This window comes from Streptomyces sp. NPDC093598, assembly GCF_044764825.1.
Classification (GTDB): domain Bacteria; phylum Actinomycetota; class Actinomycetes; order Streptomycetales; family Streptomycetaceae; genus Streptomyces.
The window spans coordinates 183,044-195,730 of record NZ_JBIWIV010000010.1 but is presented as its reverse complement, the minus strand read 5'-3'; the positions used below and the strand labels follow the sequence as shown (position 1 = coordinate 195,730).

The following is a 12,687-nucleotide window of genomic DNA, read 5'->3' as shown; positions in this document are numbered from 1 at the left end:
TGGGCGTTCGTGCTCGTGCCAAGCTGTGCCCCATGCCGATCTCCGCGAACCGGGAACGCGCCGCGCTCCCGGGCTCTACGGGCTCTGCCGCCCTCCTGCTCGCCCTTCCGGCTCTCCTCTTCGCCCTGATCACCTGGCAGGTCGTCGCCCACGGCCCGCTCGTCCGGCTCGACGAGCGCCTCAGCCGCCTTCTGGTGAACCCGGACCGCTGCTCCGAACTCCTCGCCGACCTGGGCAACGTCCAGGTCGCGGTCCCGGTCCTCGCCGTCGCGCTGGGGTACGTCGCCGTACGCGACCGGCGCGCCGGCACGGACCGCTGGTGGCTGCCCGTCGCCACCGCGGCCCTGCTCATGGCCCTGGTTCCGGCGCTGGTCGTTCCGTTGAAGGAACTCACGGCCCGCCCGGGCACCCCGGCCGAACCGCCCGGCACCGGCTACTACCCGTCCGGGCACACCGCCACGGCCGCCATCGCCTACGGCTCCGCGACCCTGCTCCTGCTTCGCCGGCTCCGCACGGACCTCGCCCGCCGCACCCTGATCACCCTGTGCGTCGCGCTGGTCCTCGGCGTGAGCTACGGCCTGGTCCGCCGCGGCTATCACTGGCCACTGGACGTGGTGGCCAGCTGGTGTCTGTGCGCGGTGCTGCTGTCGTCGCTGTGGCTCTTCGTCCGGGCGGTGACGACGCCCGGCGGGTCTCAACCACCTGGGCCCTGACCGTCGTTCTGCGTCGCCGGCCCGGCCGCCGCCTCGTGCATCGCCAGTTCCAGCAGGGCCGGGTCCGTGAGCATGCCCGAGCCGTCCGGGGGGACCAGCCAGCGGACACCGCCGGGTGAGGAACGGCCCGGGTACGGCACGACGATCCAGGTGCCGGCGCCCGCCGTGCGGATGCCCGTTCCGAGCCATCGGGCCGCGGTGCCCGGCGGCACGAAGAACCCCATGCGGGCGTCGCCGAAGTCGACGAGCACGGGGCCCGGCCGGTCGAGGACGCGGGTGAGTACGTCGAGCGTGGCGTAGCCGAGTTCGCCGGGCAGGATGAGCACGTCCCAGGCGCTGCCGGCCGGCAGCAGAGCGACCCCGAGCGGGTTGCGCTCCCACTCCCAGCGGCAGGCCTCGGGATCGGGTGCGACGGATGCGAGCCACTCGACCGCCGTCTTCGCACCGGTCATCGGAAAGACCCCCTTTACTCTCGCGGACCTCGCGGACGCGCGGGGCGTCCGGAGGGCATCACGAGGGAGAAGGGGGTGTCCCCCCGGTCATTACGCGGGTTCCGGCACCCCGTTGGAGTGAACCGGATCACACCCGGTCGATCAGCTGTCGAATCCCAGTCCCAGCCGGTCCATCGTGCGCAGCCACAGGTTGCGGCGGCCACCTTGGGCGTCGGCGCGGGCCAGGGACCACTTGGTGAGGGCGATGCCGGTCCAGGCGAACGGCTCGGGCGGGAACGGCAGCGGCTTCTTGCGGACCATCTCGAGTTCGGTGCGCTCCGTGGGCTCTCCCGCCAGCAGGTCCAGCATCACGTCGGCGCCGAACCGGGTGGCGCCGACCCCGAGGCCGGTGTACCCGGCGGCGTAGGCCACCTTGCCCTGGTGGGCGGTGCCGAAGAACGCCGAGAAGCGGGAGCAGGTGTCGATCGCGCCGCCCCAGGCGTGGCTGAAGCGGACGCCCTCCAGCTGCGGGAAGCAGGTGAAGAAGTGCCCGGCGAGCTTTGCGTAGGTCTCGGGGCGGTCGTCGTACTCGGCGCGGACGCGGCCGCCGTAGGGGTAGATCGCGTCGTAGCCGCCCCACAGGATGCGGTTGTCGGCGGACAGGCGGAAGTAGTGGAACTGGTTGGCGCTGTCGCCGAGGCCCTGGCGGTTCTTCCAGCCGATCGAGTCGAGCTGCTCGGCGGTGAGCGGCTCGGTCATCAGGGCGTAGTCGTAGACCGGGACGGTGTACGAGCGGACGCGTCTGACCAGGTTCGGGAAGATGTTGGTGCCGAGGGCGACCCGGCGGGCGCGGATCCGGCCGTAGGGGGTGCGTACGGCCATGCCGGGGCCGTACGGCTTCAGGGTCAGGGCAGGGGTGTGCTCGTAGACGCGCACGCCCAGCTCCACGCACGCCCGCTTCAGGCCCCAGGCGAGCTTCGCCGGGTTCAGCATGGCGACGCCCCTGCGGTCCCACAGGCCCGCCTGGAAGGTGGGTGAGTCCACCTGCTCCCGTACGGCGTCGGCGTCCAGGTACTCGACGCCCTCGGCCAGGCCCCGGCGGGCCGTCTCCTCGTGCCACTCGCGCAGCTCCCGCGCCTGGTAGGGCTCGGTGGCGACGTCGATCTCGCCGGTGCGTTCGAAGTCGCAGTCGAGACAGTGCCGGGCGACCGCCGCCTCGATCTCGTCGAGGTTGCGGGCGCCCAGCTCCTGGAGCTTGTGGATCTCGTCGGGCCAGCGGGTGAGGCCGTTGGGCAGGCCGTGGGTGAGGGATGCGGCACAGAATCCGCCGTTGCGGCCGGAGGCGGCCCAGCCCACCTCGCGGCCCTCCACCAGCACCACGTCCCGCTGCGGGTCGCGCTCCTTGGCGATCAGCGCCGTCCACAGCCCGCTGTAGCCGCCCCCGACGACCAGCAGGTCGCAGGTCTCGGAGGTGGTGAGGGCGGGTTCGGGGCGGGGCCGGCCGGGGTCGTCCAGCCAGTACGGGACCGGCTGGGCGTCCGAGAGCGAACGGATCCACTGATTCATGGCGCTCGGGGCCATGATGTCAACTCCCTACGGTTATGCCTTTTGTCTGTTGCGGCGGTTTCCGGCAATCATGGAAACCAGGACGAACAGTACGGCGACGACGAACATGGTCGTCCCGATGACATTGATCTGAACGGGCGTTCCGCGCTGCGCCGAGCCCCAGACGAACATGGGGAACGTGACGGTCGAGCCGGCGTTGAAATTCGTGATGATGAAGTCGTCGAAGGAGAGCGCGAAAGCGAGCAGTGCGCCCGCCGCGATTCCGGGTGCCGCGATCGGCAGCGTGACCCGGACGAAGGTCTGGAACGGGCCCGCGTACAGGTCCCGTGCCGCCTCCTCCAATTTCGGGTCCATCGACATCACACGCGCCTTGACGGCTGTCACCACGAAACTCAGGCAGAACATGATGTGGGCGATGAGAATCGTCCAGAAGCCGAGCTGGGCGCCCATGTTGAGGAACAGGGTGAGCAGCGAGGCGGCCATGACCACCTCGGGCATCGCCATCGGCAGGAAGATCAGCGAGTTCACGGCGCCGCGGGCGCGGAACCGGTAGCGGACCAGGGCGAACGCGATCAGGGTGCCCAGGAGGGTGGCGCCGAGTGTCGCCCAGAACGCTAGTTGGAGGCTGAGGGACAGCGAGCCGCACAGCCCGGAGACGCCGCACGGGTCCTTCCAGGCGTCGAGGGAGAATCGCTGCCATTCGTAGTTGAAGCGCCCCTTCGGTTTGTTGAAGGAGAACACCGTGACGATGACGTTCGGCAGGAGCAGATAGCCGAGGGTCAGCAGTCCCGCCAGGACGACGAGATTTCTCTTGAGCCAGTTGACGAAGGGCATTTAGACCAGATCCTCCGTCCCGGACCTGCGGATGTAGAGGGTGACCATGAGCAGGATGGCCGCCATGAGAATGAAGGAGAGTGCCGCGGCCGTCGGATAGTCGAGCACTCTCAGGAACTGCGTCTGGATGACGTTTCCGACCATGCGGGTGTCGGTGGAGCCGAGCAGGTCGGCGTTCACGTAGTCACCGGCCGCCGGAATGAAGGTGAGCAGCGTGCCGGAGACGACACCCGGCATCGACAGCGGGAAGGTGACCTTGCGGAAGGTCGTCGAGGGGCGTGCGTACAGGTCGCCGGCGGCCTCGTGGAGCCGGCCGTCGATGCGCTCCAGCGAGGTGTAGAGCGGCAGGATCATGAACGGCAGGAAGTTGTACGTCAGACCGCACACCACCGCGAGCGGGGTGGCGAGGACGCGGTCGCCGGCGGTCCAGCCGAGCCAGCTGGTGACGTCCAGGACGTGCAGCGTGTTGAGCGCGCCGACGACCGGGCCGCCGTCCGCGAGGATCGTCTTCCAGGCCAGGGTGCGGATCAGGAAGCTGGTGAAGAACGGCGCGATCACCAGGATCATGATCAGGTTCCGCCAGCGGCCGGCCCGGAAGGCGATCAGATACGCCAGCGGGTAGCCGAGCAGCAGGCACAGGATCGTCGCCGTGCCCGCGTAGAGCACCGAGCGGACGAACTGCGGCCAGTAGGCGGACAGCGCGTCCCAGTAGGTCGCGAAGTGCCAGGTGACCTTGTAGCCCTGCTCCAGGGAGCCCGTCTGCACGGACGTGGAGGCCTGGTAGATCATCGGCAGCGCGAAGAAGACGACCAGCCACAGGATGCCGGGCAGCAGCAGCCAGTACGGCGTCCAGCGGCCCCGGCGCTTCGGGGGCTTCGGCCCGGGTGCTTCCGGTGCGAGGGGCGGTGGCGCCTCGGTGAGTGTCGACATCAGGCCGCCTCTTCCACTCCGGCGTCGGCGTCCTGGGCGGCGTCCAGACCGAAGGTGTGGGCCGGGTTCCAGTGCAGGACGACCTCGGCGCCGGGCACCAGTCGGGGGTCGCGGTCGATGTTCTGGGCGTAGACCTCGAAGTCGGAGCAGACCGGGCTGTCGACGACGTACTGCGTGGAGACGCCGATGAAGCTGGAGTCGGCGATCCGGCCCGTGATGCGGTTGCGGCCCTCCGGGATCTCCCCGGCGTCGTCCGCGTGGCTGAGGGAGATCTTCTCCGGGCGGACGCCGACCAGCACCTTGCCGCCGGTGGAAGCGGGCGCGGAACAGCGCGCCCCGGGCAGGACGAGCTTGCCGCCGCCCGCCTTCAGCACGATCTCCTCGCCGCTCTTGGAGTCGACCTCGGCCTCGATGAAGTTCGAGGTGCCGAGGAAGTTCGCGACGAACGTGGTGCGCGGGTTCTCGTAGAGGTCGGCCGGTGAGCCCAGCTGTTCGACGCGGCCCCCGTTCATCACGGCGACCGTGTCGGCCATGGTCATGGCCTCCTCCTGGTCGTGCGTGACGTGGATGAAGGTGATGCCGACCTCGGTCTGGATGCGCTTGAGCTCCAGCTGCATCTGGCGGCGCAGCTTCAGGTCGAGGGCGCCGAGCGGCTCGTCGAGGAGCAGCACCTTGGGGTGATTGATCAGGGCGCGGGCCACGGCGACGCGCTGCTGCTGGCCGCCGGACAGCTGGTGCGGCTTCTTGCGGGCCTGCTCGCCGAGCTGCACGAGCTCCAGCATCTCCTCGACCTGCTTCTTCACCGACTTCAGACCGCGCCGGCGCAGGCCGAAGGCGACGTTCTCGAAGATGTCGAGGTGCGGGAAGAGGGCGTACGACTGGAAGACCGTGTTGACCGGCCGCTTGTACGGGGGCAGCGCGGTCACGTCCTGGTCGCCCAGGAAGACGGTGCCGGCGGAAGGTTCCTCCAGGCCGGCGATCATGCGCAGGGTGGTGGTCTTGCCGCAGCCGGAGGCGCCGAGCAGGGCGAAGAAGGAGCCCTGAGGCACGGTCAGGTCGAGCGGGTGGACGGCGGTGAAGGCGCCGTAGGTCTTGGCGATGCCCGTGAGGCGGACGTCGCCGCTGGGGTCGGTCTTGTTCGTCATGGTGGTCACGCCCCCGTCAGCTTCGCGAACTTCGCTTCGAACTCGGTCTCTTCCTTCGAGCTCAGCGAGCGGAAGGCGTGAGACTTGGCGGCCATGGCCTTGTCGGGAATGATCAGCGGGTTGTTCGCCGCGTCCTCGTCGATCTTCTGCAGCTCGGCCTTCACGCCGTCGACGGGACACACGTAGTTGATGTACGCGGCGAGTTCGGCGGCCGCCTTCGGCTCGTAGTAGAAGTCGATGAGCCGTTCGGCGTTGGTCTTGTGCCGGGCCTTGTTGGGGATCAGCAGGTTGTCGGTCGACGTCACGTAGCCGCTGTCCGGGATGAGGAAGTCGATGTCGGGGCTGTCCGCCTTGAGCTGGACGACGTCACCGGCCCAGGCGACACAGGCCGCGAAGTCGCCGCTGGTCAGGTCCGAGGTGTAGTCGTTGCCGGTGAAGCGGCGGATCTGACCCTTGTCGACGGCCTTCTGGAGGCGGGCGATGGCCGCGTCGTAGTCGTCGGCGGTGAAGTCCGCCGGGTCCTTGCCCATGTCGAGCAGCGTCATGCCGATGCTGTCGCGCATCTCCGACAGGAAGCCGACCCGGCCCTTGAGTCTGGGGTTGTCGAGCAGGTCGGATATCGACGTCACCTCGACGCCGTCGAGGGCCTTCTTGTTGTACGCGATGACGGTGGAGATGCCCTGCCAGACGTACGAGTAGGCGCGGCCCGGGTCCCAGTCAGGGCTGCGGAACTGGGCCGACAGGTTGGCGTAGGCGTGCGGCAGGTTGGCCGGGTCGAGCTTCTGCACCCAGCCGAGGCGGATGAGGCGGGCGGCCAGCCAGTCGGTGAGGACGATCAGGTCGCGGCCGGTGTCCTGGCCCGCGGCCAGCTGCGGCTTGATCTTGCCGAAGAACTCGTTGTTGTCGTTGATGTCCTCGGTGTACTTGACCTTGATGCCGGTGCGCTGGGCGAACTGGTCCAAGGTCGGGTGGTGCTTGCCGCTGTCGTCGACGTCCATGTACTCGGTCCAGTTGGAGAAGCTCACCGTCTTCTCCTTGGCCGAGTGGTCCTCGGCCGAGACGCCGCCCTGCGACTTGCCGGCCGCCGGGATGCCGCAGGCGCTCAGCGTCCCCAGTCCGCCGGCCGCGAGCGCCCCGCCCGCGGAGGCGCGCAGCAGCGACCGCCGGGTGAGGGCGGCCCTGCCGTTCTTGAAACTGCGCCGCATGGCGGCCACTTGGGCCGCGGACAGGCGGTCGGGCTCGTACTGCTCCATGCGCGTGGTGCCCTTTCGGAGGGTGGACGGCCGTTGGTCAGGCGGCCTGATGCGGCTATCGATCCCCGAAGACGGTGCGGTGCCAGTCCTTGGCCGCTACCGCGGTGTTGTCGAACATGACGTGCTTGATCTGGGTGTACTCCTCGAACGAGTACGCGGACATGTCCTTGCCGTAGCCGGAGGACTTGTAGCCGCCGTGCGGCATCTCGCTGATGATCGGGATGTGGTCGTTGATCCAGACGCAGCCGGCCTTGATCTCGCGCGTGGCCCGGTTCGCGCGGTACACGTCCCGGCTCCAGGCGGAGGCGGCCAGGCCGTACGGGGTGTCGTTGGCGAGTGCGAGGCCCTCGTCGTCGGTGTCGAACGGCAGCACGACCAGGACCGGGCCGAAGATCTCCGACTGGACGACCTCGCTGTCCTGGGCCGCGTCGGCGATCAGGGTGGGACGGTAGTAGGCGCCCTTGGCGAGCTCCCCCTCGGGTGCCTCGCCGCCGGTCACCACGCGCGCGTAGGCCCGTGCCCGGTCCACGAAACCGGCGACCCTGTCCCGCTGGACGTGCGAGATCAGGGGGCCGAGGTCGGTGCCGGCGGTGAAGGGGTCGCCGAGCCGGACCGTCTCCATGAGTTCCGCGGTCCGCTCCACGAAGGCGTCGTACAGCGGCCGCTGGACGTACGCGCGCGTGGCGGCCGTGCAGTCCTGCCCGGTGTTGATGAGGGAGCCCGCGACCGCGCCGTGGGCGGCGGCCTCCAGGTCGGCGTCGTCGAACACCACGAAGGGCGCCTTGCCGCCGAGCTCCAGGTGGAGGCGCTTGACGGTGGCGGTGGCGACCTCGGCGACGCGCTTGCCGACGGCGGTGGAGCCGGTGAAGGACGTCATGGCCACGTCCGCGTGGCCGACGAGGTGCTCTCCGGCCTCCCTGCCGGTGCCGGTGACGATGTTGATCACTCCGTCCGGGATCCCGGCGTCCGTGGCCGCCTGGGCGAAGAGCAGCGAGGTCAGCGGGGTGAGCTCGGCGGGCTTCAGGACGATGGTGTTGCCCGCGGCGATCGCCGGGAGGATCTTCCACGCGGCCATCTGGAGGGGGTAGTTCCAGGGCGCGATCGACCCGACGACCCCGATGGGCTCGCGCCGGACGTACGAGGTGTGGTCGCCGGAGTACTCACCGGCTGACTGCCCCTGGAGGTGCCGTGCGGCACCGGCGAAGTAGGCGGTGTTGTCGATGGTCCCGGGGACGTCGAACTCGCGGGTCAGCTTGAGCGGCTTGCCGCATTGGAGCGACTCGGCGCGGGCGAAGTCCTCGGCCCGGTCGGCGAGGACCGCGGCGAACCGGTGCAGGGCGTCGGACCGCTCGCCCGGGGTCGTCCCCGCCCAGCCCGGGAAGGCCGCGCGGGCGGCGGCGACGGCCCGGTCGACGTCGGCCCTGCCGGCCAGCTCGTAGGTGAGGACCTCCTCGCCCGACGCCGGATCGACGACCGCGTGCGTGCGGCCGGAGGTGCCCCTGGTCAGACGGCCCGCGATGTACTGCGCGCCCTCCGCGAAGCGCTCCTCGGCCGGAAATCGGTCCGGGGTGGCAGTGCCCGGGTAGTGCATGTCGCTCTCCTCCGTGTCCCCTGATGGGGCCGGCGTGGCTCAGGCTCGATTTGAGTGCCGATCCTGACAGAGGTATGCCACTCCAACAAGGGATTCCGTTGTTGATTTTTGGTTACGCGACGGAATCTGTCGACCAGGTGTCGAGTCCCCCGCGAAAAGCAGGACGCTGTGTCAGTGGTGCGTGCCAGACTCGCGTGCATGGAGAAGATCACGGGGGCGGTCGGCTCGCAGGAGGCTCTGATCAGGGCGGTCCGCGCGGGGGCGAAGATCAAGTATCTGCACTTCTGGGGGCACCGCCCGCGGCCGGACGGCCGGATCGGGGCGAGCTGTCTGAGCCAGTGGTGGCCGGCGCCGTTCGCGGTGGACGGCGTGGTCTACGCGACGGCCGAGCACTGGATGATGGCGGAGAAGGCCCGGCTCTTCGAGGACGCCGCGGCGGAGCGTGCCGCGCTGGCCGCGGGGCATCCCGCCGAGGCGAAGAAGGCCGGACGACTGGTGCGCGGCTTCGACGAGGCGACCTGGCGGCGGGAGCGGTTCCGGATCGTCGTGGAGGGCAGCGTCCACAAGTTCGGCGCGCATCCCGAGCTGCTGGCGTACCTGCTGGGCACGGGCGACCGGGTGCTGGTGGAGGCGAGCCCCGTGGACCGGGTGTGGGGCATCGGTCTTGCCGCGGACGACGAGGCGGCGGCCGATCCGCAGCGGTGGCGAGGGCCCAATCTGCTGGGCTTCGCGCTGATGGAGGCGCGGGAGCGGCTGCGGGCGACCGGAGCATGAGTGAGGGGCCGGTCCCGTGGACCGGCCCCTCCCGCACTCCGGGAGCTCCGCTCAGGCAGCCGCGCCGAGCCCGCCCATGATGCCGGCGAACAGCAGGAAGCCCAGCAGCGGCAGGATCACGGTGGCGATGATGCCGCAGACCAGGCCCGCGGTCGCCGCGCCCTTGTTGGTGGCCTCACCGCGGGTGGCCTTGCCGCGGCCGATGGCGCCGAAGATGATCGCGAGAATGCCCAGGATCACGCCGAAGAACCACAGCAGGAAGGTCAGGCTGCACACCACGCCGATGATGCCCAGCACCAGTCCCGTGGTTCCCATGCCGTTGCTCGGCTGCGCGGGCATCCCGTAGCCGGGCGCCTGCGGGTAGCCCACGGGCGGCGCGGCCGGGTAGCCGGGGCTGCCCTGGGGGTAGCCGTAGCCCGGGCCGGGCTGCTGCGGATAGCCGTACCCCGGGGCCGGCTGCTGCGGCGGCTGGGCCGGCGGGCCGAAACCACCCGGGGGCGGGTTGGTGTTGGACATGGACGATCTCCCCTCCGTTGTCAGACCAGGGCATCGTAGTGGCCAAGTCGGCCGTGGAGGGCGGCAGTTTCAGCGGTGCGACGGGGCGGTGGCCACCGGGCCGAGGCTGCCGTAGTACGGGTCGTCGTCGGAGCTGTCGCTGTTGATCGCGGCCGTGATGCCGACGGCGATCAGGACGATCACCGTGATGCCGAGGATGATCCCGATGATGCCCATGATCAGACCGGCCTGGGCCTGACCGTGGTTGGTGGCCACTCCGGCTTCGGCGCGCTTGCGGCCCTTGATGCCGAAGACGACGGCGAGGATGCCGGTGACCAGGGAGACCACGCCGTAGAGGCAGAAGAGGGTGCAGGAGATGATGCCGAGCACCATCGCGGCGACGCCCATGCCGTTCTGGGGGGCCGGGGGCATGCCGGGCCAGCCGTAGCCGGCCTGGGGGTAGCCGGGGTATCCGTAGCCGCCGGTCGCTCCGGGGCCGGTGGGAGCCACGGGCGGGGGCGGGACGGCACCGGTGCCGGCACCGGACGGGTCGAACTGCGGTGTGCCGGTGGGCGGGGTGAATCCCGGCATGGAGGTGACCGTGGCCTGGTCGTGCACGGACGGTGGCTGCGGCGCCGGGTTCTTGTCGAGCGAGGGCGTGCTCTCCGGCGGCGCCCACGGGTCGTGGCTGCCGCCGTCTGGCTGCGTCGCGTCCGTCATCGTGCATCCCCCCTGGGTGGATCGTGCCGCCATGCTACGGGGCCGTTCGTGCGGGCCACAGTGCGGGTGCGGGGCCGGCCGCGCCCTCGCGGCGCGGCCGCGGATCGCTACGGCCCCGCCCCCGGGAAGCGGCATCGCCCCACCGCATACGATGAATCCGAGTCATCGATCAGCCGATCACCCGCGCCCGCCAGCCCTGTGCCGGCCGGGGCGCCGTTCCGGGGAGGAACCTTGACCCAGCATCTCGTCGACCCCCACGCCCCGCGCGATCTCACGGACTTCATCGCCGAACTGCCCAAGGCCGAACTGCATGTGCACCACGTGGGCTCCGCCTCTCCCCGGATCGTCTCCGAACTGGCCGCGCGACACCCCGACTCGAAGGTGCCGACCGACCCCGAGGCGCTGGTGGACTACTTCACGTTCACCGACTTCGCGCACTTCATCGACGTGTACCTGTCGGTCGTCGACCTGATCCGCACCCCGGAGGACGTCCGGCTGCTGACGTACGAGGTGGCCCGTGACATGGCCCGGCAGCAGGTGCGGTACGCCGAACTGACCATCACTCCCTTCTCGTCCACCCGCCGCGGCATCGACGAGCGCGCCTTCATGGACGCGATCGAGGACGCCCGCAAGGCCGCCGAGGCCGAGTTCGGGACCGTGCTGCGCTGGTGCTTCGACATTCCCGGCGAGGCGGGCCTGGAGGCCGCCGAGGAGACGACCCGGCTCGCCACCGACGACCGGCTGCGCCCGGAGGGCCTGGTCTCCTTCGGTCTCGGCGGACCCGAGGTCGGCGTGGAGCGGCCGCAGTTCAAGCCGTACTTCGACCGGGCGATCGCCGCCGGCCTGCACTCCGTACCGCACGCCGGCGAGACGACCGGCCCGCAGACGGTGTGGGACGCGCTGACCCATCTGCGCGCCGAGCGCATCGGGCACGGCACCAGCTCCGCGCAGGACCCGAAGCTGCTCGCGCACCTCGCCGAGCACCGGATCCCGCTGGAGGTCTGCCCCACCTCGAACATCGCCACCCGCGCGGTCCGCACCCTCGACGAGCACCCGATCAAGGAGTTCGTGCGGGCCGGGGTCGTCGTCACCATCAACTCCGACGACCCGCCGATGTTCGGCACCGACCTCGACAACGAGTACGCGGTCGCCGCCCGGCTGCTCGACCTCGACGAGCGGGGCCTGGCCGAGCTGGCGAAGAACGCCGTCGGGGCGTCCTTCCTGGACGCGGCGGGCAAGGCCCGGATCACCGGCGAGATCGAGACGTACACCGCGCAGTGGCTCTCCCGGTGACGCCCGCCCCGGTCGCCGTGGCCCACCGGGGCGACCCCTACCGCGTCCGCGAGAACACCGTCGCCTCGCTGCGTTCCGCGCTGCGCCGGGGCGCGGACGCGGTGGAGGTCGACGTACGGCTCACCCGTGACGGCGTGCCGGTGCTGCTGCACGACGCGACGCTGAAGCGGCTCTGGGAGCACGAGCGGCCGGTGCTCGCCCTGTCCTGGGAGGAGGTGCGCGGGCTGACCGGCGGCGGGGTGCCCACCCTGGCCGAGGCACTGGCCGCGACCGTGGGGCACCGGGTGATGATCGACCTGCCCGGCTCGCCCGGCGTGCGGGCGGTGCGCCGGATCACGGGAGTCGTGGCGGAGGCCGGGGCGGCGGACCGGGTCTACTACTGCGCGGGCGCCGACGCCATGCTCGCCGTGCGCGCGGCGGACCCGGCCGCCGAGATCGCGCTCACCTGGACGACGCTGGCCCCGCCCCGGCCCGTCCTGCTGGAGGCGATCCGCCCGCGCTGGCTCAACTACCGCTTCTCGCTGGTGGACCGCCCCCTCGCCGAGCGCGTGCACCGCGACGGCTACCTGTTGTCCGTCTGGACCCCCGACACCCGCCGCTCCATGCGACGGCTGCTCGAGGCGGGCGTGGACTCGATCACGACGAACCGCGTCGACGTGCTGTGCGCTACACGCGCGAGCGCTGCGGCACCGTCGCCGGATCGGACGGGGTCGAGCGCGTGACGTACTGCGGCACCGGCGCACTGTCCGTGCCGGTGTCGCGGACGAGCCCGTAGCGGAGGGCGCCCTGGCCGGGCCCCTCGTTGACGTCCTCGTCCACGGCCTCCCAGCTCGACGGGAAGACGGTCAGGCCGTAGTCGCAGCCCCGTTCGTTCTGGGTGAGGGTGACGGTGCCGTCGAGGTAGAAGTACTCGTTCTGCCACATCTGGCCAGCTCGGTCAGG

The 12,687-nt window shown here is 70.6% G+C and carries 14 protein-coding genes; 4 read left to right on the top strand and 10 right to left on the bottom strand.

The genetic code is table 11. The features are described from left to right. Positions 1 to 32 precede the first annotated feature (32 nt). On the top strand, positions 33 to 713 hold the full coding sequence (locus ACIRDU_RS26970) for a phosphatase PAP2 family protein (protein ID WP_403583712.1): 681 nt from the start codon (positions 33 to 35) through the stop codon (positions 711 to 713). Here the strand turns inward: ACIRDU_RS26970 and ACIRDU_RS26965 are convergent. From ACIRDU_RS26965 to ACIRDU_RS26935, 7 genes are all read right to left on the bottom strand, one after another. Then, a complete protein-coding gene (locus ACIRDU_RS26965) occupies positions 695 to 1,165 on the bottom strand; it encodes a hypothetical protein (RefSeq protein WP_403583709.1) in 471 nt (156 codons plus the stop codon). The genes ACIRDU_RS26970 and ACIRDU_RS26965 overlap by 19 nt on opposite strands. A 141-nt stretch (positions 1,166 to 1,306) precedes the next feature. Beyond that, positions 1,307 to 2,725 carry an NAD(P)/FAD-dependent oxidoreductase gene (locus tag ACIRDU_RS26960; RefSeq protein ID WP_403583706.1) on the bottom strand — a complete coding sequence of 473 codons (1,419 nt, stop codon included), beginning with the start codon at positions 2,723 to 2,725 and terminating at the stop codon, positions 1,307 to 1,309. Between the two features lie 18 nt (positions 2,726 to 2,743). Then, entirely contained in the window at positions 2,744 to 3,544 is an 801-nt protein-coding gene (locus ACIRDU_RS26955; RefSeq protein WP_403583703.1) for an ABC transporter permease, read from the bottom strand. Then, positions 3,545 to 4,474 carry an ABC transporter permease gene (locus ACIRDU_RS26950; protein WP_403583700.1) on the bottom strand — a complete coding sequence of 310 codons (930 nt, stop codon included), beginning with the start codon at positions 4,472 to 4,474 and terminating at the stop codon, positions 3,545 to 3,547. Continuing rightward, positions 4,474 to 5,619, bottom strand: coding sequence for an ABC transporter ATP-binding protein (locus tag ACIRDU_RS26945; protein WP_403583836.1), 1,146 nt, complete (start codon positions 5,617 to 5,619; stop codon positions 4,474 to 4,476). Before ACIRDU_RS26945 ends, ACIRDU_RS26950 begins: the two co-directional genes overlap by 1 nt. Positions 5,620 to 5,624: 5 nt before the next feature. Beyond that, positions 5,625 to 6,872 carry a spermidine/putrescine ABC transporter substrate-binding protein gene (locus ACIRDU_RS26940; protein ID WP_403583697.1) on the bottom strand — a complete coding sequence of 416 codons (1,248 nt, stop codon included), beginning with the start codon at positions 6,870 to 6,872 and terminating at the stop codon, positions 5,625 to 5,627. 55 nt (positions 6,873 to 6,927) lie between these two features. After that, positions 6,928 to 8,463 carry a gamma-aminobutyraldehyde dehydrogenase gene (locus ACIRDU_RS26935; RefSeq protein ID WP_403583695.1) on the bottom strand — a complete coding sequence of 512 codons (1,536 nt, stop codon included), beginning with the start codon at positions 8,461 to 8,463 and terminating at the stop codon, positions 6,928 to 6,930. Between the two features lie 198 nt (positions 8,464 to 8,661). Between ACIRDU_RS26935 and ACIRDU_RS26930 the strand changes: the two genes are divergently transcribed. Next, positions 8,662 to 9,237 carry an NADAR family protein gene (locus ACIRDU_RS26930; protein WP_403583692.1) on the top strand — a complete coding sequence of 192 codons (576 nt, stop codon included), beginning with the start codon at positions 8,662 to 8,664 and terminating at the stop codon, positions 9,235 to 9,237. Positions 9,238 to 9,288: 51 nt separating this feature from the next. On the opposite strand, the gene ACIRDU_RS26925 is transcribed toward ACIRDU_RS26930, so the two are convergent. Further along, positions 9,289 to 9,753 (bottom strand): DUF4190 domain-containing protein, encoded by a 465-nt coding sequence (locus ACIRDU_RS26925; protein WP_403583689.1) that lies wholly within the window; start codon positions 9,751 to 9,753, stop codon positions 9,289 to 9,291. 69 nt (positions 9,754 to 9,822) lie between these two features. Then, a complete protein-coding gene (locus ACIRDU_RS26920) occupies positions 9,823 to 10,452 on the bottom strand; it encodes a DUF4190 domain-containing protein (RefSeq protein ID WP_403583686.1) in 630 nt (209 codons plus the stop codon). A gap of 231 nt (positions 10,453 to 10,683) precedes the next feature. Here ACIRDU_RS26920 and ACIRDU_RS26915 point away from each other — a divergent pair, with 231 nt between their 5' ends. Further along, positions 10,684 to 11,745, top strand: coding sequence for an adenosine deaminase (locus tag ACIRDU_RS26915; RefSeq protein ID WP_403583684.1), 1,062 nt, complete (start codon positions 10,684 to 10,686; stop codon positions 11,743 to 11,745). Then, positions 11,730 to 12,467, top strand: a complete 738-nt coding sequence (locus ACIRDU_RS26910; protein ID WP_403583682.1) for a glycerophosphodiester phosphodiesterase — start codon at positions 11,730 to 11,732, stop codon at positions 12,465 to 12,467. The genes ACIRDU_RS26915 and ACIRDU_RS26910 overlap by 16 nt, the downstream gene beginning before the upstream one ends. Here ACIRDU_RS26910 and ACIRDU_RS26905 read toward each other — a convergent pair. Continuing rightward, a complete protein-coding gene (locus ACIRDU_RS26905; RefSeq protein ID WP_403583680.1) occupies positions 12,412 to 12,669 on the bottom strand; it encodes a hypothetical protein in 258 nt (85 codons plus the stop codon). The genes ACIRDU_RS26910 and ACIRDU_RS26905 overlap by 56 nt on opposite strands. Between the last annotated feature and the right edge of the window lie 18 nt (positions 12,670 to 12,687).

Bases quoted from the DNA above. Each gene is read 5' to 3' on its own strand.
- ACIRDU_RS26970 (WP_403583712.1), top strand. From the start codon at position 33: ATGCCGATCTCCGCGAACCGGGAACGCGCCGCGCTCCCGGGCTCTACG.
- ACIRDU_RS26920 (WP_403583686.1), bottom strand. From the start codon at position 10,452: ATGACGGACGCGACGCAGCCAGACGGCGGCAGCCACGACCCGTGGGCG.
- ACIRDU_RS26955 (WP_403583703.1), bottom strand. From the start codon at position 3,544: ATGCCCTTCGTCAACTGGCTCAAGAGAAATCTCGTCGTCCTGGCGGGA.
- ACIRDU_RS26935 (WP_403583695.1), bottom strand. From the start codon at position 8,463: ATGCACTACCCGGGCACTGCCACCCCGGACCGATTTCCGGCCGAGGAG.
- ACIRDU_RS26930 (WP_403583692.1), top strand. From the start codon at position 8,662: ATGGAGAAGATCACGGGGGCGGTCGGCTCGCAGGAGGCTCTGATCAGG.
- ACIRDU_RS26925 (WP_403583689.1), bottom strand. From the start codon at position 9,753: ATGTCCAACACCAACCCGCCCCCGGGTGGTTTCGGCCCGCCGGCCCAG.
- ACIRDU_RS26960 (WP_403583706.1), bottom strand. From the start codon at position 2,725: ATGGCCCCGAGCGCCATGAATCAGTGGATCCGTTCGCTCTCGGACGCC.
- ACIRDU_RS26945 (WP_403583836.1), bottom strand. From the start codon at position 5,619: ATGACGAACAAGACCGACCCCAGCGGCGACGTCCGCCTCACGGGCATC.
- ACIRDU_RS26965 (WP_403583709.1), bottom strand. From the start codon at position 1,165: ATGACCGGTGCGAAGACGGCGGTCGAGTGGCTCGCATCCGTCGCACCC.
- ACIRDU_RS26940 (WP_403583697.1), bottom strand. From the start codon at position 6,872: ATGGAGCAGTACGAGCCCGACCGCCTGTCCGCGGCCCAAGTGGCCGCC.
- ACIRDU_RS26950 (WP_403583700.1), bottom strand. From the start codon at position 4,474: ATGTCGACACTCACCGAGGCGCCACCGCCCCTCGCACCGGAAGCACCC.
- ACIRDU_RS26905 (WP_403583680.1), bottom strand. From the start codon at position 12,669: ATGTGGCAGAACGAGTACTTCTACCTCGACGGCACCGTCACCCTCACC.